Annotated in this window: 18 protein-coding genes; 7 read left to right on the top strand and 11 right to left on the bottom strand. The window is 54.1% G+C overall.

The genetic code is table 11. The annotated features are described in order from the left end of the window. Window positions 1–22 precede the first annotated feature (22 nt). The 10 genes from PXC00_RS10780 to PXC00_RS10825 all read right to left on the bottom strand — a co-directional run bounded on the left by PXC00_RS10780 (window position 23) and on the right by PXC00_RS10825 (window position 11,311). Entirely contained in the window at window positions 23–991 is a 969-nt protein-coding gene (locus PXC00_RS10780; protein WP_275845111.1) for an alpha/beta hydrolase, read from the bottom strand. Between the two features lie 25 nt (window positions 992–1,016). Continuing rightward, window positions 1,017–2,549 carry a DEAD/DEAH box helicase gene (locus PXC00_RS10785; protein WP_275845112.1) on the bottom strand — a complete coding sequence of 511 codons (1,533 nt, stop codon included), beginning with the start codon at window positions 2,547–2,549 and terminating at the stop codon, window positions 1,017–1,019. A gap of 280 nt (window positions 2,550–2,829) precedes the next feature. Beyond that, window positions 2,830–4,164, bottom strand: a complete 1,335-nt coding sequence (locus PXC00_RS10790) for a pyrimidine-nucleoside phosphorylase (protein ID WP_275845113.1) — start codon at window positions 4,162–4,164, stop codon at window positions 2,830–2,832. A 25-nt stretch (window positions 4,165–4,189) separates the two neighbouring features. Then, window positions 4,190–4,855, bottom strand: a complete 666-nt coding sequence (gene deoC, locus PXC00_RS10795; RefSeq protein ID WP_275845114.1) for a deoxyribose-phosphate aldolase — start codon at window positions 4,853–4,855, stop codon at window positions 4,190–4,192. 29 nt (window positions 4,856–4,884) lie between these two features. Then, window positions 4,885–5,142, bottom strand: coding sequence for a TfoX/Sxy family protein (locus PXC00_RS10800; RefSeq protein WP_275845115.1), 258 nt, complete (start codon window positions 5,140–5,142; stop codon window positions 4,885–4,887). A gap of 66 nt (window positions 5,143–5,208) precedes the next feature. Further along, entirely contained in the window at window positions 5,209–6,129 is a 921-nt protein-coding gene (locus PXC00_RS10805; protein WP_275845191.1) for an ABC transporter permease, read from the bottom strand. Then, window positions 6,119–7,249, bottom strand: coding sequence for an ABC transporter permease (locus tag PXC00_RS10810; protein WP_275845116.1), 1,131 nt, complete (start codon window positions 7,247–7,249; stop codon window positions 6,119–6,121). The genes PXC00_RS10805 and PXC00_RS10810 overlap by 11 nt, the downstream gene beginning before the upstream one ends. Then, window positions 7,233–8,774: an ABC transporter ATP-binding protein gene (locus tag PXC00_RS10815; protein WP_275845192.1), complete on the bottom strand. Its 1,542-nt coding sequence runs from the start codon at window positions 8,772–8,774 to the stop codon at window positions 7,233–7,235. The genes PXC00_RS10810 and PXC00_RS10815 overlap by 17 nt, the downstream gene beginning before the upstream one ends. A 119-nt stretch (window positions 8,775–8,893) precedes the next feature. Then, window positions 8,894–10,024 carry a BMP family lipoprotein gene (locus PXC00_RS10820; RefSeq protein ID WP_275845193.1) on the bottom strand — a complete coding sequence of 377 codons (1,131 nt, stop codon included), beginning with the start codon at window positions 10,022–10,024 and terminating at the stop codon, window positions 8,894–8,896. A gap of 120 nt (window positions 10,025–10,144) precedes the next feature. After that, window positions 10,145–11,311: a phosphopentomutase gene (locus tag PXC00_RS10825; RefSeq protein WP_275845117.1), complete on the bottom strand. Its 1,167-nt coding sequence runs from the start codon at window positions 11,309–11,311 to the stop codon at window positions 10,145–10,147. 501 nt (window positions 11,312–11,812) lie between these two features. On the opposite strand from PXC00_RS10825, the gene PXC00_RS10830 reads away from it, so the two are divergent. The 7 genes from PXC00_RS10830 to PXC00_RS10860 all read left to right on the top strand — a co-directional run bounded on the left by PXC00_RS10830 (window position 11,813) and on the right by PXC00_RS10860 (window position 21,332). Beyond that, the gene (locus PXC00_RS10830) at window positions 11,813–13,609 is read left to right on the top strand and encodes a peptide ABC transporter substrate-binding protein (protein ID WP_275845118.1); all 1,797 of its coding nucleotides are present in this window, start codon (window positions 11,813–11,815) and stop codon (window positions 13,607–13,609) included. A gap of 844 nt (window positions 13,610–14,453) precedes the next feature. Next, window positions 14,454–16,178 carry a peptide ABC transporter substrate-binding protein gene (locus tag PXC00_RS10835; RefSeq protein ID WP_316934956.1) on the top strand — a complete coding sequence of 575 codons (1,725 nt, stop codon included), beginning with the start codon at window positions 14,454–14,456 and terminating at the stop codon, window positions 16,176–16,178. A 333-nt stretch (window positions 16,179–16,511) separates the two neighbouring features. Then, window positions 16,512–17,465 (top strand): ABC transporter permease, encoded by a 954-nt coding sequence (locus tag PXC00_RS10840; RefSeq protein WP_275845121.1) that lies wholly within the window; start codon window positions 16,512–16,514, stop codon window positions 17,463–17,465. 9 nt (window positions 17,466–17,474) lie between these two features. Further along, complete coding sequence (locus tag PXC00_RS10845; protein WP_275845122.1) at window positions 17,475–18,467, top strand: ABC transporter permease; 993 nt, start codon at window positions 17,475–17,477, stop codon at window positions 18,465–18,467. 6 nt (window positions 18,468–18,473) lie between these two features. Beyond that, window positions 18,474–19,496: an ABC transporter ATP-binding protein gene (locus tag PXC00_RS10850; RefSeq protein WP_275845123.1), complete on the top strand. Its 1,023-nt coding sequence runs from the start codon at window positions 18,474–18,476 to the stop codon at window positions 19,494–19,496. Continuing rightward, window positions 19,496–20,467, top strand: a complete 972-nt coding sequence (locus PXC00_RS10855) for an ABC transporter ATP-binding protein (protein WP_316934957.1) — start codon at window positions 19,496–19,498, stop codon at window positions 20,465–20,467. Before PXC00_RS10850 ends, PXC00_RS10855 begins: the two co-directional genes overlap by 1 nt. Before the next feature lie 163 nt (window positions 20,468–20,630). Next, window positions 20,631–21,332: an alpha/beta hydrolase gene (locus PXC00_RS10860; protein ID WP_275845125.1), complete on the top strand. Its 702-nt coding sequence runs from the start codon at window positions 20,631–20,633 to the stop codon at window positions 21,330–21,332. A gap of 71 nt (window positions 21,333–21,403) precedes the next feature. Here the strand turns inward: PXC00_RS10860 and proC are convergent, their stop codons facing one another. Continuing rightward, the gene (proC, locus tag PXC00_RS10865) at window positions 21,404–22,198 is read right to left on the bottom strand and encodes a pyrroline-5-carboxylate reductase (protein WP_275845126.1); all 795 of its coding nucleotides are present in this window, start codon (window positions 22,196–22,198) and stop codon (window positions 21,404–21,406) included. Between the last annotated feature and the right edge of the window lie 100 nt (window positions 22,199–22,298).

Raw genomic sequence — 22,298 nt, forward strand, 5'->3', positions numbered from 1 at the left:
TCCCGTTTTGCTTTTGTATCTGTCAAGCCTTTTCCGGATGGAACTCCGCACATGGTTTCTGCTCCAGAAAGGCATTGATGTGCTGGTACGCCTGCCGCACCGGCAGGGGAAGCCCCGGCAGCGAAAGGAACCCGTGCAGACAGTCTGGAATCCGGTATACCGCCGCGCGAACACCGGCCCCGCCGATTTTTTTGCCGTACGCTTCCCCTTCGTCCCGCAGCGGGTCCAGTTCTGCGGTCAGCACCAACGTTTCGGGCTGTCGGGACAAATCTTCCGCAAGCAGCGGTGCAAAGTAAGGGTTCTGAAAATCCGCGTCACTGCTTTTGTACAAATCCATATAATCTTCCACCCGCTGTGCCGTCAGCATATTGCCCTGTCCGTTGGTACATACAGAGGCAAACGGAGAAGTCGCGGGGTTGTGGTCATTGTAAGTGCTCGGGTACAAAAGGATTTGCCGCTTTGGCACCAGACCGCCGCGGTCGCGTGCCAACAGAGAAACCGCGGCCGCCAGATTGCCGCCTGCGGAGTCGCCAATCAGCGTCACCTGCTCTGCAAAGGCGCCAAACGCATCCGCATTTTGCAGAATAGTCTGCGCGGCGGCGTAGCAGTCTTCCAGACCCGCAGGGAAGCGGTACTCCGGCGCCAGCCGGTAGTCCACGCTGACCACCTTACAGCCGGTCATGCGCGTCATCAGTACACACGAGTCGCTGTAAGAGTCGATATCGCCGGTCACCCAACCGCCGCCGTGAAAGAACAGCAACAGGCTGCCGGGGCGGCGCAGCGCACCGTCCGGCGTGAAAATGCGCACCGGCACTTCGTGGTCCCCACAGGAAATCCGGTGGTCCCATGGCAGGTAAGAAGTCTTGAGCAAGGGCGGGTGCGCTGCCCGCGTAAAGCTGCGCACCAGCTTGTACTTCTGCTTAATATCCACTTTCTCTGCTCTGCGTGTCAGCGCCGCAATTGCATAGCGCATGGGTTTGGACAGTGCCATCGGCTCCTCCTTCACAAAAAGGCGATTACAGATGATGTTTCAGCGGCTGATCCGTCGGGCGCTTGCGCAGCGGCTTGGGCAGGTATTTTTCCAAATCCGGCCGAGGCTCGCGGTGCTGCTGAGTGCGCTTCTGCACCGGCGCCTTCCCGGTCTTTCCGGTTTTCACGCGCGGTGCTTTCGGCTTTTGCTTCACCGGCGGCTGTGCCGTTTCCTGCGGGCGGGGGGGCTGCTGAACCTTTGACGCCGTGTGTTGCTTTTTCGGCGGGCGCTGCTGCGCACCGGCTGCTTTGGCAGCAGGCGCAGGGTTCCGCTTCTTTTCCGGACGGCGGTTTTGCTCCTGCTGGCGGCGGCGTTCCCTGGCAGCGCGCGCGGCCTGCTGGCGTTCCGCCTGCTTCCGGCGCAGTTCCTCTTTGCTCATGGGAACCAACTCCTGCATAGGATACGGATGCTCCGTGATCTCCGGCACTTCCTTTTTTATCAGCTTGAGGATACCGAGGAAGTCCGCCTTTTCGTTAATGCTGCAGAACGAAACCGCGGTGCCGCTGTGCCCTGCGCGCGCGGTGCGCCCAATGCGGTGCACATAGGTTTCCGGCACTTCGGGGATGTCATAATTGATCACGTGCGAAAGCTCGTCAATATCAATGCCGCGCGCGGCAATGTCTGTTGCAACCAGCACACGCACCTGGTGACTTTTAAACTTGGTCAGCGCCGCCTGCCGGGCATTCTGTGTTTTGTCACCGTGAATTGCCGCGGAAGCAATCCCCGCGCGGCTCAGGTCGCGCACCACGCGGTCCGCGCCGTGCTTGGTACGAGTGAACACCAGCGCGGAGGAAATGCGCGGGTCTTTCAGCAGCCAAATGAGTAGCCGACACTTATTGCCTTTGTCCACATAGTACACACTCTGGTCAATCGCCTCCACGGTGGTAGCCGGAGGTGTCACGCTGATTTTGACCGGGTCCTGCAGGATGCTGTCCACCAGTGCGCGGATTTCTTTGGGCAGCGTTGCGCTGAACATCAGGTTCTGGCGCTGCGCCGGCAGCTGGGCAATCACGCGCTTCACATCGTGAATGAAGCCCATGTCAAGCATCCGGTCGGCTTCATCCAGTACAAAAATTTCCAAATGGGAAAGGTCAATATAGCCCTGCCCAATCAGGTCATTGAGCCGACCCGGCGTGGCAACCAGAATGTCAACCCCGCGCTGCAGGTTTTGCACCTGGCCGTTTTGGCTGACACCGCCAAAAATCACGCAGCAGTTCTGGTGCAGGCTTTTGCCGTACGCGCGAAAGTTGTCAAAAATCTGGATGGCAAGCTCGCGGGTCGGTGTCAAAATCAGTGCGCGGATGGGCCGACCGCTGACGCGGTTTTCCTCCAGCTTCTGCAGAATCGGCACTGCAAATGCCGCTGTCTTGCCGGTTCCGGTTTGGGCGCAGCCAAAAAGGTCGCGCCCCTGCAGCACCTGCGGAATCGCCTGCTGCTGAATCGGCGTCGGCGTTTGGTACCCCGCCCGCTCCAGGTTTTTAAGAATCGGCTGCATGATCTGTAATGATTGAAAATCCATAAAACTCTCTTTTCTTCTCGTCCAATATACTTCCCGGCCCGCACCGTGCGGTACAGTCCCTGCTCTTCCGTGGAAAATTCCGGCACTCTGAACCCTGTCAGACCGCACAGTGCCTTTCCGTACCGCGGCAGAGCGATGGTTAAATTGATTATACCATGCTTTCCTGCACATGACAAACACATTCTTTTGCGCTGTCCGCCGTATACGGTCAGTTTATGACGCTTCGCACCCAAAAATGCGGAAGCAGGGCGCCCCGCTTCCGCATTCCGAAAATTTTCGTTTAGTTTCGCGCTTCGTACCGTTCCACGCCCTTAGCAGACACCCGCGCATACACGAGCTGCTCTGGTTTGGGCGCTGTCGGGCCAATGGTCACCGCGCCTGCAAAGCAGGCTTCGGCTGCCGCGCATTTTTTACGGCTGGCAGCGAAAAAACGCGCGACCGGTTCGCCTTTGTGCACGCGGTCGCCGGTCTTTTTCAGCAGCTCAATGCCCGCGCTGTAGTCGATTGTGTCCTCTTTCTTTTCGCGGCCCGCGCCGAGTTCCACAGAGGCAATGCCGCACTTTTCGGTATCCATCGCGGTAATCCAGCCGTCCTGCTGCGCCGGCACTTCATAAACAGTGTCCGCCTGCGCAAACAGCACCGGATTGTCCAGAACCGCTGTGCTGCCGCCCTGTGCCGCCGCCATCTCCCGAAACTTTGCAAAGCCCTGCCCGTTTGCAATCTGGGCACGCGCCAGTTCCCGACAAACATCCGGCTCGCCCTTTCCCGCCAGATGCAGCATATTGGCGGCAAGGTCAAGACACACTTCTGTCAAGTCCTGCGGGCCTTTGCCGTGCAGGGTATCGCAGACCTCCTGCACCTCCAGCGCATTGCCGATTTTTCTGCCGAGCGGGCGGTCCATGTCGGTAATCAGCGCCACGGTACGGCGGCCGACGTGCTCGCCGATTTCCACCATCGCCTGCGCCAGACGGATGGAATCCTCCACTGTTTTCATAAACGCGCCGCTGCCGGTTTTGACATCCAGCAGGATACAGTCCGAACCGGCTGCAATTTTTTTGCTCATGATGCTGGAAGCAATCAGCGGCAGGCAATTGACCGTTGCCGTCACATCCCGCAGCGCGTACAGTTTTTTATCGGCAGGCACCAAGTTGCCCGTCTGCCCCACGACACAGCAGCCCACCTGCCGCACAATCTCAAAGAAGCGTTCGCGGTTCAAGTCGGTGCGCAGACCGGGAATTGACTCCATCTTGTCAATGGTGCCGCCGGTGTGACCCAGCCCGCGGCCACTCATTTTGGCAACCTTAACGCCAAGCGAAGCGACAATCGGCGCCACCACCAGTGTGGTTTTGTCCCCTACGCCGCCGGTCGAGTGCTTATCGACCTTCACGCCTTCGATTGCAGACAAATCTACAGTATCGCCCGACTTCGCCATGCACAGCGTCAGCTGCGCGGTTTCCTGCGGGGTCATTCCCTTTAAGAAAATTGCCATGAGCAGAGCACTCGCTTGATAGTCCGGAATTTCTCCTGCAACGTAGCCGCCGACAAAGAACTGGATTTCCTCCTCTGTCAGAGTGCCGCCGTCCCGCTTTTTGGCGATGATGTCATACATCCGCACTGCAAACTCCCCCTTTGTTCCGCTTTCAGCGGTTCTGTGCTTCTTCCTGTTTCACAATTTTCACAATACGGCTGGTTCCCAAGCGGCTCGCGCCAAGCTCTACGAACTTTTCGGCATCTTCCAGCGAGGAAATGCCGCCCGCCGCTTTGATGCGCACGTTTGCACCGATGTGTTTGCGGAAAAGCTCCACATCCGCAAGGGTCGCGCCCGCTGTGGAAAAGCCGGTGGAGGTTTTGATAAAGTCCGCGCCGGATTCCGTCACCACTTCGCACATCCGGATTTTCTCCTCCTCTGTCAGCAGGCAGGTTTCAATGATGACTTTCAGGATGTGGCTGCCGCAGGCTTCCCTCAGCGCGCGGATTTCCGCCAGCACCCGGTCGTACAGACCGTCTTTGACCCAGCCGAGGTTAATCACCATATCGATTTCATCCGCGCCGTTTGCCAGCGCATCTTTGGCTTCGAAAACTTTCGCCGCCGTGGTGGTGTAGCCGTTCGGAAAGCCGATGACCGTACAAACCGCCATACGTTCGCCAACATATTCTTTCGCCTGCTTCACATAGCTTGCCGGAATGCAGACAGAGGCGGTTTTATAGTGCATCGCATCGTCACAAATCTGCTTAATTTCCGCCCAGGTTGCGGTCTGCGCCAGCAGCGTGTGGTCGACCATGCTGAGAATTTTTTGTTTTTCCATTTAGAAAGCCCCTTTTCGGTTAGAATTTCTTATAATTTATGACACTGATAAAATTCTTTTAGCTCTGCCTTGCGTTCCGCAGGCAACAGTTTTTTAGGAATCCCCTGCAGTGCGCCCTCCAGCGCCAAAAGCCGATGGATACAGGCAGATGGGTCAATCACTTGTATGTGCAGCCACGCTTGCTGCGCGCCCTGCCTTTTCAGTTCATCATATGTTGTGATACCAACCTGATTCAGCTGCGCTTCGACTTTTTCGCCAATATTCGGCAGCTGTGCTAATTCGCCCATGAAACATCCCCCTGTCTGTGCAAGTAAAAAGCGGAACGGCTTTCGCAGCCGCCCCACTCCTTTTTTTCAGCGTGTTCCCTTTTCGTAGGGCAGGCCGTCTGCCTTCGGTGCAACGGAACGCCCAACAAATAGAATCAGCACCACAATCGTCAGGATATACGGCAGCATTGCCAGCACTTCCGAGCGAATCGGTACTTTGACCAAGCCCATAAAAACAGACAGTGCCTGTGCAAAACCGAACAGCAGGCACGCGCCATACGCGCCCTGCGGCGTCCACTTGCCAAAAATCACCGCCGCCAGCGCAATAAAGCCCTGACCGCTGATGGCAGTCGGTGTGAACTGCTGAATCACGGCAAGCGTCATGGCCGCGCCGCCAAAGCCTGCCAACACGCCGGAAAGCAGCACGCAGATATACCGCGTGCGCGTAACGCTGATACCCAGGGTGTCCGCTGCCGCGGGATGTTCGCCCACGGAGCGAATGCGCAGCCCCCACTTGGTGCGGTACAGCACAAACCACATCACCAGCATGGTCAGAAACGCCAGAATGACGGTGCTGTCAAAGTTCAAATTCTGCGCAACCGTATTGCTCTGCGCGCCGCCCAGAATCTTTGGCAGCTTGTTTGGCACCGGCTGCGACATGGTGGCGCCGTTAAAGAACATCCGACACAGGAACAAAGTCAGCCCCGGCCCAATAAGGTTCAATGCAATGCCGGAGATGGTCTGGTCTGCTTTAAAGGTAATGGACGCCACCGCGTGCAGCAGGGCAAACACGCCGCCCGCCAGACCGGCTGCCAGAAAGCCAACCCATGGGTTGCCGCTGAAGTAGCCGACTGCGGTACCCACAAACGCGCCAACCGTCATCATGCCCTCGATGCCGAGGTTCACAACGCCGGAGCGTTCGGAAATCACGCCGCCCAGCGCACCAAAAATCAATGGTGCAGAGTACATGAACGTGTTGCCTATCAGCAGAGATATATCATTGATCAGCATTGCGCATCCCCCTCTTTTCCAGCCGGACCGCCAGCGCGGGAACCACCTTTGTCAGCGCAACAAAGAACACGATGGTGCCGGTCATGATGTTGATGATTTCACTGGGCGCGCCGATATTTGCCTGAATGGACTGCCCGCCGTACAGAAGACCGCCGAACAGCAGACCGGCAAAAATACATCCAATCGGAGAGCCTCCCGCAATAAATGCTACAGACAGGCCGTTGAAGCCGTTGTTTTCAAAAGCGGAAAGGGTGGAAATCCGGTGCGGATTGGTGCCCGTAATCACCAGTGCCGCTGCCAAACCCGAAAGCGCGCCGGCAATCAGCATGGTGAGTACGACGTTTTTCGCCACCGGAATGCCCGCAAACTCCGCCGCATCGCGGTTCAGACCGACCGCACGCAGTTCGTAACCCTTGGTGGAACGGTACAGCAGCATAGAAACCAGAATTGCCGCCGCAACCGCAACCAGAAAGCCGAAGTTGACATCGGTTTTCAGCAGAATTTCCTTGAGCCATTTGTTTTTGCCCAGCACCGCCAAACCGGCGTCGCTGACCTTCCAGTTGGGCAGCAGCATCGTGTAGCTGCTGGGGTTGACCGGATAGGCGGCTGTGGAGTTCGGCTGATGAAAGGCGTTGGAATTTACGACCAGATTGGAAAGGTAAAACGCAATCCAGTTGAGCATAATGCTTGTAAGTACCTCATGAATGCCGAACTTTGCTTTGAGAAACCCCACGATGCCACCCCAGGCAGCACCGGCAGCAACACCGGCCAGCACCACCAGCGGAATCTGCACCACCGCCGGAAAATTGCACAGATAGCCAACAATGTTTGCCGCGGCTGCACCGACAATATACTGCCCCTCGGAACCAATATTAAACAAACCGACTTTGTAAGCGAACGCCACGCTCAGCGCGGTGAGGATAATCGGCGTTGCTTTGATGATGACATTGGAAACGTACTTCGGCCTGCCAAAGATGCCCTCAAACAGCGAGCCAAATGCCGCGCCCGGATTGTAGCCCGCAACAGCCAGAATGACGGCCGCCACCGCGAAGCCGCAGACGATGGCGATAATCGTCGAAGTAATCGGCTTCTTCAGAATCTTAACTGTCTTTTCCATTCTGTTTTCCTCCTGCCATGAGCAGACCGATGGTCTTTTCGTCTACCTCGCCCTGCCGGAAACTGCCCGCGATCTGCCCTTTGTACAGCACAGCGATGGTGTCCGAAACACTCATGATTTCGTCCAGCTCCAGGGAAATCAGCAAAATGGCGCGGCCGCGGTCTCGTTCGCGAATCAGTGTTTGATGTACATACTCAATGGCACCAACATCCAGCCCGCGAGTCGGCTGCACAGCAATCAGCAGATCCGGCTCATTTGCCACTTCCCGCCCGATAATCACCTTCTGCTGGTTGCCGCCGGAAAGACCGCGGGCCGGCTGCTCGGCACAATCTTCCGGCCGGACATCGTAGTCCTGAATCAGGCTGTTTGTAAAGTCCAGAATTGCTTCGCGGTTCAGCAGACCTTTTTTACTGAACCGACCGGTGCGGTAGGTTTCCAGAATCGCATTTTCCGCTACGGTAAAGTCCATGACCAACCCGCGGCGTTGACGGTCCTCATGAATGGTTGCAATCTTGTGTTCAATCACATTGTGGGGCGATGTGTTCTGAATCTCCTCGCCTTTCATCTTAATGGTGCCGCTTTCCGTTCGAGCCAGGTTGGTGATTGCCTCGACCAGTTCCTTCTGGCCGTTGCCGTCAATCCCGGCAAGCCCGACAATTTCGCCGGCGTGCACCTGCAGCGAAAGATCCTGCACAGCAGGCAGCCCGCGATCATCCTTCACGTTTAGATGGTCAACCGCAAACACGGTTTCGCCGGGCTGCGCCGGTGTTTTCTCCACAACCAGCTTCACCGCGTGCCCGACCATTTTTTCCGCCAGTTCTTCCTCATTGACGTCTGCAACACTGACCGTATCAATATACCTGCCGCGGCGGATGATGGTGCAAGTGTCGGAGCTTGCTTTAATCTCCTTTAGCTTATGGGTAATAATGATAATGGTTTTGCCGTCCGCAACCAGGTTGTGCATGATGCCGATTAAATCCTCGATTTCCTGCGGCGTAAGCACTGCCGTCGGTTCGTCCAAAATCAGCAGGTCGGCGCCGCGGTAAAGCGCCTTTAAAATTTCCACACGCTGCTGCATTCCGACGGAAATATCCTCTACCTTGGCGTCGGGGTCTACTTCCAGTCCGTACTTCTGAACCAGCTGCTCCACGTTTTCGCGCGCTTTTTTCATATTTAGCACGCCGGCGCGGCTGGTTGTTTCATGACCCAGAATCATGTTCTGCGTCACCGTAAAGTTTTCCACCAGCATGAAGTGCTGGTGCACCATGCCGATGCCGTGGGCAATGGCGACGTTGGGATTGGTTATATCCACCTTTTCACCGTTCAGGTAAATTTCCCCTGCGTCCGCCTGATAAAGCCCGTACAGCACATTCATCAGGGTGCTTTTTCCCGCACCGTTTTCACCGAGCAAAGAGTGAATCGTTCCTTTTTTGACATCAAGGTTCACTCCGTTCAGCGCGCAGAAAGTGCCAAAAGTTTTGGTAATACCGTGCATCTGCACTGCATACTCACTGCTGACCTCCATAATGCCTTTTACCTCCGCGTCGTTTGACATCTGCTTTCTTTATAAAAAGCGGAGCGCCCCGTTTAAGAGAACGCCCCGCTTTTCAGGAAACCCGGATTGAGGAGTTTCCCGGCAGTTCTTTACTTCAGGGAAGCGGTGTACTTTGTGAACTCGTCTTTGGTGGCCGGCGGTGTAATCTTGCCGCTCTTAATGTCCTGCTCCACCTTCAGCGCCGCCTGGTACGTGTCGTCTCCCATCAAGTCATGCTTTTCCGGAATGCCGACTGCATCTTCTGTCAAGCCATAGGTGTAGGTTTTGCCACCGATTTTTTCGCCGCTCATGGCTTTCTTGGAAACATCCTCAACCGCCGCGTGCACCAGCTTCAGTGCAGAGGTCAGAACGTTTTTCGGCGCAAGGTATGCCTGGTCGCGGTCAACGCCGATGGCGTACTTACCTGCGTCCTTGGCTGCCGCGATGACACCGACGCCGACACCGCCCGCCGCGTGGAAGACAATGTCACATCCGCTGGAGAACATACTGTTTGCAATCGCCTTGCCCTTGGAGGAGTCCGAGAAGCTTTCCGCGTACTGTGCGTCCACGGTAATCTTCTTGTTCAGCTCTTTAGCAGCATAAGCGACACCGGCCTTGTAGCCATACTCAAACTGGTCGATGATGTTGCTGGTAATGCCGCCGACAAAGCCAACTTTGTTGGTTTTTGTGGTTTTGCCCGCAATATAGCCGACAACAAAGGACGGCTCCTGTGCGCGGAACATCACGCCTGCCACATTGCTGGGCATGGTTTTGGCGTCATAGGCATTGTCCACAATAGCGTAATTGATGTCGGGATTCTGCTTGGCGGCGTTGCCGATGGATTCCGCCATGGCGAAGCCAATGCCCCAGATGAGCTTGGCATCGTCATCAGCGGCTTTGTCAAGGTTGGTTGCGTAGTCGGATTCCTGCTTAGACTCAATGTAGTTGACGTCCGCGCCGGTCGCCTTCTGCAGGTTCTGCAGGCCTTCCCAGGAAGACTGGTTGAAAGACTGGTCGTTCACACCGCCGGTGTCGGTGACCATGCGGATTTTGTAACCTTTTCCGTCAACAGATGTGGTGTTGCTGGCAGTGCCGGCCGCGTCGGCCTGTGACGAAGCGGTGCTGTCCGCAGCGGCGCTGCCGGAGCCTGCCGCTGTGCTGGAAGTGGTTCCGGCCCCGCCGCAGGCACCCATTGTAACCGCCATGGTGCCGGCCAGAACAGCTGCCAGTAGTTTTTTCATCTTTTTCATTTGCTGCTTTCCTCCTGTTAGTAGAAGTAAATATTGAAATCCGCATCCCGCCGGCTGCCCGTACAGGCGCGGAAATCCGTCTTAGTGCCAGCCTCTCTTTTTTCCGCTGAATCAGCGCACAATGCTGCTCAGGCGGGAAGTCCCTGTAACCTTTGACGGAACGCCGAATGCGTCCAGTATGGTTGCGCCGATGTCCGCGAAAGTCGGCAGTGTGCCCAGGTTTGCCCCTGCCTTTACACCCGGGCCGGCAATGACCCATGGCGTGTACTCGCGGGAGTGGTCGGTGCTGGGGGTGCTGGGGTCACAGCCGTGGTCCGCTGTGAACATCAAAAGGTCGTCCTCTTCCAAATGCTCCAGCAGGGCGGGCACCGCCTTGTCCACCGCGGTCAAACCCTTTGCGTAGCCTTCCACATCGTTACGGTGACCGTACAGCATATCAAAATCCACCAGATTGACAAAACAAAGGCCGTGAAAATCCCGCTCGGTCAGCTCGATGGTCTTTGCAAGCCCGTCGTCGTTTCCAGTGGTGCGGGTAAACTCAGTAATGCCCCTGCCCGCGAAGATATCATTGATTTTTCCCACAGCAATCACGTCATTGCCCGCCTCGGAAAGCTGATCCAGCATGGTGACTGCCGGCGGCAGCACTGAAAAATCATGGCGGCGGGTCGTGCGCGTATAGTCGGGATATTTCCCGACAAACGGGCGCGCAATCACCCGCCCAACGTTGTGCTCGCCAACCAGCATCTTGCGCGCAATCTCGCAATCGCGGTACAATTCGTCAACCGGAACAACATCCTCATGCGCCGCAACCTGAAACACGCTGTCAGCCGATGTGTAAACAATCAATGCGCCGGTGCGCTCATGCTCCTGCCCATAGTCGCGGATGACTTCCGTACCGGAATATGGCTTGTTGCACAGCACGCCACGGCCGGTTTTGCGGCTGAACTCCTGCAGCAGCTCCTGCGGAAAGCCGTTCGGGTATGTGGGCAGCGGCTTTTGCGAATTGATGCCGGCAATCTCCCAGTGCCCGATGGTGGTATCTTTTCCTTTAGACACCTCTGTCATGCGGGCGAAAGCGCCGGTCGGGTGCTCTGCCGCCGGACGGCAGGAAACACCGTCAATGTTAAAAAGACCAATCTTCTGCAAATTGGGCATAGAAAAAGCCGCACTGGAAGCCGCGGCTGCCAGGGTATTGCTGCCCTCGTCCCCATAAGTGCCGGCATCCGGCATTTCACCGATGCCAACACTGTCCAGCACAATCAAAAAAATGCGTTTCATGGCACACCTCTTTTTCTTTTTGCCTGCAGCCGAGCCGCGGGTCGGTAAAGCGTTATCTTTATTATAATACAAGACAGGCAAATTCGCTATCTTTTTTCAAAAAAAATGAGAAAATAAAGAAGGATGCGGCGAACACCGTTACACCCCCGTGCGAAGGCGCCGAAACGGTACTATATATAGGTAGAGCGTTTTATTGCTTTGCTGTTTTACTACTTTTGTGTAATAAATCATAACACCTTTTTATGAAAACTTTTTTGATTTCAAGTGTTTATTTTGTAAAGTGCTATTCCTTTAGTTTGTTAATATGCAACAACATGCCGTTTGAATTATCTGTGTCTATTGGGCAATTCTAATAAAGAATGTCCGCGTTTTTGCAAGTTATGCGTTTCCTGTTTTCACTTTACGGAAAAAGTACTTGCAATTTCCGAAGTGAAACGGTATAATGTGCAAGTAGTTCAATTTAATAATTCAAATGTGTTATTTGAATGGAGGGAAAGAGTTATGAACAATGCAAAAAAATTTCTGGCGGTACTCCTGGCCGGTACCATGGCAGTTTCCATGGCAGCCTGCGGCGGGACAACCACCAGCAGCACTTCCGCCAGCGGTACTGATTCCTCTGCGGCAGACAGCACCGCTTCCGGTACGGCTTCCACAACAGATACTTCCACTTCCAATCCTTTCGCAAACAGCCAGTATCCCGGCACCAGCGACAGTGACTCGGTCACTTTGAACCTTGGTGCTGAGCCGCCGGAGCTGAACTCTTCGCAGACCACCGATGCGGTTTCCGCCGATATTCTGCGTATGACCATCGACACCCTGACGCAGCTTGATGCCAAGGATCAGCCAATTGCCGGCGCGGCAAAGAGCTGGGACATCAGTGCAGACAAAAAGACCTACACTTTCCACCTGCGTGACGGCATGAAGTGGAGCAACGGCGAAACAGTCACCGCAAAAGATTATCTTTACGGTTGGGAACTGGCGATGGATCAGTCCAACGGCTCAGGCTACGGCTTCATTATTTATGATAACGTCAAAGGCGGCGAAGATTACTTCAACGCCACCAAGACACCGGCTGCAAAGCGCACCGCTGCCGAAAAGGCAAAGGTCGCAGCAGCCGAAAAGAACCTCGGCTGCAAAGTCATTGACGACAAAACCATCCAGATTGAGTTTGTCAACCCGATTCCTTATGCCCTGCAGCTGATGTCTTTCCAGACCTACTGCCCGGTCAACCAGAAGGCATATGAATCCATCGGCGCCGACAAATACGCCAAGGAAGCAAACCAGATTGTCACCAACGGCGCTTACAAGATTTCCGAGTGGGTACACGATGACCACATTACCCTTGTCAAGAACAATGACTACTGGAATGCAAAGAACATCAACATTCCGAAAGTCAAGTTTGTTATGATTAAGGATACCAACACCGCAATGAACGCCCTGAAGGGCGGCCAGGTGGACTGCATTGGTCTGACCGGCGACCAGATTACCCAGTTGAAAAATGAGGGACAGCCGCTCGTTCCTTACGAAGAGGGCACCAACTGCTACCTGCAGTACAACACTAAAGACAAAATCCTTGCCAACACAAAGATTCGCCAAGCACTCGGCATGGCCATCAACACTAAGAGTTTCTGTGATGATGTTTTGAAAGACGGCTCCACGGTTGCGCCCGGTCTGGTTCCCGGCACCATCGGCGGCGCGAACGGTGAAACATACGCCAAGGGCCGTACCGAATCTTACGCAACGTATGACGCAGCAAAAGCAAAGACATTGTTTGAAGAGGGTCTGAAGGAACTCGGCATGACCAAAGACCAGCTGAAGCTTACGTTCACCTGCGACGATACTTCCAATTCCCAGCAGGATGCTGCATTCCTGCAGGAGCAGTGGAAATCCACGCTTGGCATTACAATTGATCTGAAAGCAATGCCCTTTAAGTCCCGTATCAAAGCCATGGACGACGGCGACTTCCAGATTGTCATGGCGCTGTGGGCTCCGGACTACAACGATGCCCTGACCTATCTGGATATGTGGATGACCGATAACGGCAACAACTACGGCAAATATTCCAACCCGGAATATGACAAACTGGTGAAAGCCGCCATCGCAGAGTCCGACTCCGTAAAGCGTCAGGATGACCTGCTGAAAGCAGAAAAACTGGTTGTAGAAACCGACTGCGCAGCCTTCCCGCTGTACTTCCGCGTGAAAACGTACACCTGCAGCAAGAAGCTTTCCGGCCTGACCCGTACGCCGTTCCAGGAATTTGATGTCTGTGACGGTGCAAAAATCAACACTGCCGGCTAAGCGGGAATCTTCTTTCAGCTACACTTGAAACCGCAGAATAAATCTTAAAAAGCAGGCAAAGAAGCAGTTCCATGCATCTTTGCCTGCTTTTCTGCCGCAGATGCCCACTCCCAGCCGACCGGCTGCCGCCTTTCTGCTGGCCGTCTGTAAAATGAAAAAGCCGTTTTTTTACCGGCGCGGGTTGCTTTTTCTCCGGCTCTTTCCTCCCTGTTTTCGCATATTTATAATTTTCTAAAAAATTTCAGTCCGGATTCCACTCTGTAGCTTTGACGGTGCCGATTTGGCAGGCGTTCATTTTCTCCGGCTGGCCGGATTCGGTACAAGAAACATTTTCCGCCGGCTGGCAGTAGAAGCGTTCCTGTATATTTTTTCACAGCTTCTGAAAAGCAGACGGTGCACAGCTGCCGCCTGTTTGTACATCGCTCCCCACTTTTCAGGCATTTACAGCCTGCTCGGCGGAAGCACACACGGTTTCACTGGCTCCTGTTTTTCTCTCGCCCCATAGAAAAGAGGTGCTTTTTCCTGCTAAAACAGCAGCACGCATATGTAAATTTGTGCTGTCGCGTTGGTTCGCTGATACTTTAAAAGAGTACTGAATTATTCATTCAATGCATAAAAGCGTGTTTTTCAACAGCTTCTTTCTAATGTGCATAAAGTATGCATCTATTCTGATTAAATTTTCATAGTTGTGTGAATCTGACAAAAAAGCGCCCCTGCAGCGCTGCTTTGCCCCTGAAAGCAAATCCTGCTAATGCGCATTTTTCCTTGCATTACAACAATTTTTGCAGTATTATATGCAAGTGGCGCTTCGCCAAAATTCATATGGAGGAATGATTCTACACTCATGAAATTTATGAAAAAATCCATCGCGCTTCTGCTCGCCGGTGCCATGGCGGTTTCCGTCACGGCCTGCGGCGGAAGCACCACCACTGCGTCCGGTTCCACCGGATCTGCCGCAAGTACCAACCTTTACGCCGGTACCACCGACCCAAATACGGTCACGGTTGATATGCGCACAGAGCCGCCGGAGCTGAACACTACCCAGACGCAGGACACCGCTTCCGCGGATATTCTGCGCATGGTGATGTCCGGTCTGGTTCGTCTGGACAAAGACGATAATGCGCAACCCGATATGGCGGAAAAGTGGGACATCAGCGCAGACAAAAAGACCTACACCTTCCACCTGCGCAAGGATGCCAAGTGGAGCAACGGAGATCCGGTAACCGCAAAAGACTTTCTTTATGCCTGGAAGCAGGGCATGGATCAGTCCAATGGTGCAACTTATGCTTTTATCCTTTATACGAACATCAAAAACGGTCAGGCATACTTTGACGCAACCAAAACACCGGCCGCAAAACGCACCGCTGCCGAAAAGGCAAAAGTGGACGCGGCAGAAAAGAACCTCGGCTGTAAAGCTGCGGACGATTACACCCTGACTCTGACTCTGGAAAACCCACTGCCGTATGCGCTGCCTCTGATGGCATTTACCGCTTATATGCCGCTTGACCAGAAGGCATACGAATCCATCGGCGCTGACAAGTACGCCAAGGAAGCAAGCCAGATTGTCACCAACGGCGCATACAAGATTTCCGAATGGGTACACGACGACCACATCACCCTGGCGAAAAACGACAGTTACTGGAATGCCGCCAACAATCAGATTTCGAATGTCAAGTATCTGATGATGAAAGATACTAACGCCCGCATGAACGCATTCAAGGGTGCGCAGGTGGACTGCATCAATCTGACCGGCGACCAGATTACACAGATGAAGGCCGAGGGACAGCCGATTGAAAGCTACGTTGCCGGCTCTAACTGGTACTTCCAGTACAATACCAAGAAAAAAGGTCTGGACAACGCCAACATCCGCAAGGCACTCGGCGAAGCAATTAATGTCAACAGCTTCATCAAAGATGTCTTGAAGGACGACTCGGTTGTAGCGGACGGTCTGGTTCCCACAAACATCAAGGGCGCCGACAGCAAACCCTATGCGGAAGGCCGCGAAAAGCTCGTTTCCTATAACGTGGATGAGGCGAAAACCCTACTCGAAAAGGGACTCAAGGAGACTGGTTTGACCAAAGACTCTCTGAAGCTCACCTTTATTACCGATGACACCTCTGCCGCACAGCAGCAGGCAGCTTTCTTCCAGGAGCAGTGGAAATCCACCCTCGGAATCAGCGTGGAACTGAAACCAATGTCCTTTAAGGCACGGATTGCCGCCATGAACCAAGGTGACTTCGATATCGTTATGGCAGGCTGGTCGCCGGATTATAACGACGCCATGACGTTCCTGGATATGTGGACCACCGGCAACGGCAACAACAACGGCAAGTACTCCAATCCGGAATATGACAAGCTGATTGCCGCAGCCACAAAAGAATCGGATGCCGCAAAGCGCCAGGATGACCTGCGCAAAGCAGAAAAACTGGTTGCTTCCACAGACTGCGCCGTATACCCGCTGTACTTCCAGGTGGTTCCTTATGTAACCTCCGCGAAGATTTCCGGCATGACCCGCTCCGGCTTCCAGGAGTATGACTTTACTGACGGAGCGAAGATTACAACGAAGTAATCCTTTCAGCATCATCTCTATTTTGTTTCACCTGCAAATAGAGCCATGGCTACCGTGGCTCTATTTGCTTATGAAAGCTGCAAACCCTTCCTTGGTTTGCAGCCTTCATAAGCAAGGGAATGCTCCCCTGCAGTTCATAAATCCCCGCTCGGTTTTTCCGAAAACCGACAAGGCCGCAGAAGCCTCCTGCTCTTTCTCATGGAAATCTGCAAAAAATTTATTCACAGCACAGTACCGCCGAAACAGTCGACTGCCACGGGGTTCGGGACGGCCCGTCGCCGCTGCGCTGACCCGCGGAAGCTGCCGCTGCAAAATTAAAGGAGTTGATTTTGCTTGCCAAAACAGGTTTCGTACATTTTGAAACGTTTGCTTTACTCGCTGATCACGATTTTCGTGCTCATCGCAGTAACTTTTGGGCTCATGCACATGGTCCCCGGTGACCCGTTTGTCGGTGCGAAAGCCATTCCGCAGGCAACCAAAGACGCCCTGTACGCAAAGTACGGGCTTGACAAGCCGCTTTTTGTCCAGTTTATTGTTTATATTGCCAACATCCTTCACGGCGACTTAGGCGTTTCACTGGCTGACAAGCGCGCGGTTACAGACATCATCGGCCAGGCTTTTCCGGTTTCTCTGGATCTCGGCATCCGGTCGTTGATTTTTGCGTTTTTCATTGGTTTGCTGCTGGGTGTGGTTGCCTCCATACACCGCGGAAAAGCCGGCGACACCGCAGCCATGTTTGTTGCACTGATTGGTGTTTCCGTCCCGTCCTTCATCATTGGCGCATTGATTCAGTATTTCCTTGGCCTGAAGCTGTACCAGGCAACCGGTGTGCACGTTTTTGCACTCATCGGCTGGGACAGCCCCAACAGTAAGATTCTGCCCGCATTCGCGCTGGCGTTCGGTTCCATGGCGACCATCAGCCGATTGATGCGAACGAGTATGCTGGATGTTTTAAGTCAGGATTATATAAAAACCGCTAAGGCAAAGGGGCTTTCGCGCAACCAGATTATTTGGAAGCACGCCGTGCGCAACGCCATTATGCCGGTGGTCACTGTCATGGGGCCGCTGGTAGCTGCCGTACTGACCGGTGCTTTCGTGGTCGAAAACATTTTCACCATTCCCGGCATGGGCAAATACTTCGTGCAGTGTGTACAGTCAAATGACTACACGGTTATTTCCGGCACGACTTTGTTCTACGGCGCGTTCCTTGTTTTTGCAAACTTTGTGGTCGATATTGTTTACGGTCTGATTGATCCGCGTGTCAAGCTGACCGGCGGAAGGGAGTGAGGAAGACCTATGGCAAAAAAAATGCAGCCTGCAGCGCAAACAGAGGCGCTGCTGTATGATCCGAACGGTCACATTGATACCGAAGCGTTTGAGCGCGTCGGCACCGACGCCGCCGATATGGAAGCCATTGCACGGCCTTCCATCAGTTTCTGGAAAGATGCCTTTAACCGTGTGCGCCGCAGCCCCACCGCAATGGTCTGCCTTGTACTTTTGATTTTACTGATTCTCGGCGCTGTTTTCATTCCGTTTTTCAGTGCATTTTCAATTTCCGAGCAGCACGTGGCGTTTTCCAACAAACCGCCGATGTTTGTTGACCCCACCAGCGGCAATGTCCACATTTTCGGCACCGATGCACTGGGGCGCGACATCTGGGTACGCACCTGGGCAGGCGCGCGTGTTTCGCTGACCGTTGCCTTTGCTGTTGCGCTGATTGACTGTGTGGTCGGCGTGGTTTACGGCGGCATCTCCGGTTACTTCGGCGGTGCAGTCGACAACGTCATGATGCGTATTCTGGAAATCATCAGTGGTATCCCCTACCTCATCATCGTAATGCTGCTGATGATTGTCATGGACCGCGGTCTGGGCAGTATCATAATCGCCTACTCCATTACCGGCTGGACCGGCATGGCACGACTGGTGCGCGGCCAGGTTATGGCACTCAAAGAGCAGGAATTCCTGATTGCCGCAGAAGCCATGGGCGCCAAACCACGGCGGATTATCGCACGCCATCTGGTGCCGAATATTCTGAGCGTTATTATCGTCAATGTCACATTGGACATTCCAAACATCATCTTTACCGAAGCATTTCTGTCCATGCTGGGTCTGGGCATTGCCCCGCCGAATTCTTCTTGGGGTATTCTGGCCAACGACGGCATCGCTGTGTTCCAGCAGTATCCGTTTGAGCTGGTCGTGCCGGCTCTCTTCATTTGTGTTACAATGCTGTCCTTCAACCTGTTGGGCGACCAGCTGCGCGATGCATTCGATCCGAAACTGAGGAGGTAACTTACAATGGAACAGGTACTGAAAGTTGACAATCTCCATGTTTCGTTCGACAGCTATGCAGGCGAAGTTCACGCTGTGCGCGGCGTTTCCCTGCATGTGGACGCGGGCGAAGTCCTGGCAATTGTCGGTGAGTCCGGCTGCGGTAAAAGTGTGACCGCACAGACCATCATGAAGCTCAACCCCATGCCCCCCGCCCGCATTAAGGAGGGCAGCATCACCCTTTGCGGCAAAGACATTGTCGCCGCAACTGAAAAAGAAATGCAGGACATCCGCGGTCAGTTGGTCAGCATGATTTTCCAGGACCCGATGACCTGCATGAACCCGACCATGCGCGTCGGCAAGCAGCTGACAGAAACCCTGCGCAAGCACAAGCACCTGCCTACTGCTGAATGTAAAAAAGAAGCGATACGGCTGCTGAAGATGGTGCAGATTCCAAATGCGGAACAGCGCGCCATGCAGTATCCCCACGAATTTTCCGGCGGTATGCGGCAGCGCGCCATGATTGCCATGGCGCTCTCTTGCGACCCGAAGCTTCTGATTGCTGACGAGCCCACTACGGCACTGGATGTGACCATTCAGGCGCAGATTATGGAACTGATGAGTGAGATCCGCGAAAAAACGGGCACCGCCATCATTTTGATTACCCACGACCTCGGCGTTGTGGCAAATCTTGCAGACCGTGTGGCGGTTATGTACGCCGGCAAGGTAGTGGAGCACGGCAGTGTACAAGACATCTTTTACCGCCATGCACATCCTTACACCTCCGCACTGCTGCGCAGCCTGCCAACCATTGAAACAAACCGTGACGAGCAGTTGGTCAGCATTCCCGGCACCCCGCCGGATCTGTATGCGCCGCCGCAGGGCTGTGCGTTTGCAAGCCGCTGCACGCACTGCATGAAAATCTGCCGGCAGCAGCAGCCGCCGGAATTTACCGTCGGTGAAAACCACACCGCGTCCTGCTGGCGTCTGCATTCCGACTTCCCCGGCAGCGCTGAAAAATCCAGTGAAAGCAAGGAGGCCGACGCATAATGGAAAAAGAAAAGCTGATTACGCTGGAGCATATCTCCAAACACTTTCATGTTGGCAAAAAGCAGACGCTGGTTGCCGTGAACGACATTACCATGGATATTTACAAAGGCGAAACGCTGGGCATCGTCGGCGAGTCCGGTTGCGGCAAGTCCACGCTGGGCCGTGTGGTCATGGGTATTTACCACCCAACCAAAGGTACCATCAAGTACCGCGGCAAGCCGGTGAACCTGCAGCACACGCGCGACCGTTTCGCTTACTCTGAAAAAGCGCAGATTATCTTCCAGGACCCTTACGCTTCACTGGACCCCCGTATGACGGTCGGTACGATTATTGCGGAGAGCATGGAAATTCACAATATGTATGACGCTCAAAAGCGTCAGGAGCGTGTTTATGAACTGCTGGAAACCGTCGGACTGAACCGCGAGCACGCAAACCGCTTCCCGCATGAGTTCAGCGGCGGTCAGCGCCAGCGCATCGGCATTGCCCGCGCACTGGCGATTGAGCCGGAATTCATCGTCTGCGACGAACCGATTTCCGCTCTGGACGTTTCCATTCAAAGCCAGATTATTAACCTGCTCAAAGATCTGCAGCAGAAACTGGGCCTGACCTATATGTTCATTGCCCATGACCTGAACATCGTCAAGTACATTTCAGACCGCATCGCGGTCATGTACCTTGGCAATCTGCTGGAACTGGCAGACAGCGATGAAATTTACGCACACACCATGCACCCCTACAGCCAGGCGCTGCTGGCCGCTGTGCCGATTCCGGACCCGGACAAAGAGGCGCAAAAGCAGATTCAGGTGCTTTCCGGCGATGTGCCCAGCCCTATTAACCCGAAGCCGGGCTGCCCCTTCGCAGGCCGCTGCCCCTATGCGGATGAAACCTGCCTTACCCAGACCCAGGTACTGCGAGAGGTTCGCCCGAATCACTTTGTTGCCTGCCACAAAGTCGAGGCAGAAAAAGCCTAACACAAAATACAATTTCCTTTTATAACCGAGCCAAGCAAAGAGAGCAGCAAAACCGGAAATACTTTCGATTTTGCTGCTCTCTTTTATTTTGAATCTGCGGGATTTTCACAGAACACGCAGCTGTACCACCCCATGCTTCACGAAACGAGTCAGGAGGCATAAATTGCATACACAAAACCTTACGATTTCCCAAATTCCCGCTGTGCTGTGGGGAGAGCCGTCCCAGCGCGTTTATCTCTTCGTACACGGAAAGCAAGGCAGCAAAGCGGACGCAGCCGACTTTGCTGCGGAAGCCACAGCCCGCGGCTTTCAAGTATTAAGCTTTGACCTGCCGCAACACGGTGACCGTAAAAATCTGCCTACCCCCTGTGACATTCCTAACAGCACCCAAGACCTGCACAGCATCTGGGAATACGCCCGGAAGCACTGGCAGGCAATTTCCCTGTACGCCTGCAGCATCGGGGCATACTTCAGTTTGCTTGCTTATCAGGACTGCCCGATACAGCACTGTCTGTTTCACTCTCCAATTCTGAACATGGAACAGCTGATTCAAAACATGATGCAGTGGAGCGGCGTAACGGAAGCGCAGCTGCAAACACAAAAACAGATTCCAACCGCTTTCGGAGAAACCTTGGACTGGGCATATCTCTGTTACGTCCGAGCACATCCGGTGGAATGCTGGGATGTACCGACTGCCATTCTGTACGGCTCGACCGATTCCATGACAGAGCGCTCGGTTTTAGATGCTTTTGTAAAAGCGCACCACTGCCGTCTGACCGTCATGGAAAACGGTGAGCATTGGTTTCACACCAAAGAGCAGCTCGCGTTTGCCAGTAGTTGGATGCATACCGAACTAGCGACCTAACAAAAGACCGAAAGCAGGATAGAAAAACTGCTTTCGGTCTTTTGTTGTACTCATTTTTTTATGAGATTCATTTATACGGACTTGGCTTTTTCGGTACAAGCCTTCATGGCATCCATAATGCTGGCGCGAAAGCCCTTTTCCTCCAGCACACGCACAGCGGCAATCGTTGTGCCTGCCGGAGAACACACCATATCCTTCAGCTCACCGGGGTGCCTGCCAGTTTCCAACACCATCTTCGCACTGCCGTACACCGCCTGAGCCGCGAAAGTATACGCCTGCTGGCGCGGCATTCCATCCGCAACAGCGGCGTCCGCCATGGCCTCAATCAGCAGAAACACATAGGCGGGTGAACTGCCGCTGACAGAAACCACCGCATCCATCAATCGCTCCGGAATGATCTCCGCCTTGCCGAAGCTTTTCAGGATACGCATTGCGCAGTCCAGAGAAGCCTCTGAGACGTTTTCGTTCGGGCAGGCAGCCGTAATTCCCTCTCCCACTAAAGCCGGCGTATTGGGCATTGTGCGCACAATCTGCACCGGCTTACCGAACTGCTCGGCAAGCCACGCAAGCGTTTTGCCGGGTGCAATGGTAACCACCAGCTGCTCAGGGCGCACTGCATTCCGAATCTCGGCAATAACTTCCTCATAAAACTGCGGTTTGACAGACAGCACCACCACATCACAGGTCTTCGCCACTTCGGTGTTGTCAGCTGTTGTAGAAATCCCCAGATTCTTTTTCGCCTTTTCCAAAGCGGGAGCAGACGGATTGGCAGCTAAAACTTCCTCCGGCTTGCAAAGGCCGTTACGGATAATGCCGCCCATCATGGCGTTTGCCATATTTCCGCAGCCGATAAATCCAAGTTTCATATGATTCAGGCTCCTTTTCCTTCATTTCCGGCACAAGTGAAAGCTGTACAGGTTAATTTTATTTTAGACTTTTTTACGCAAAAGCGCAAGCACAGCTTTG

Source organism: Caproicibacterium argilliputei, from assembly GCF_029211325.2.
GTDB classification, from domain to species: domain Bacteria; phylum Bacillota; class Clostridia; order Oscillospirales; family Acutalibacteraceae; genus Caproicibacterium; species Caproicibacterium argilliputei.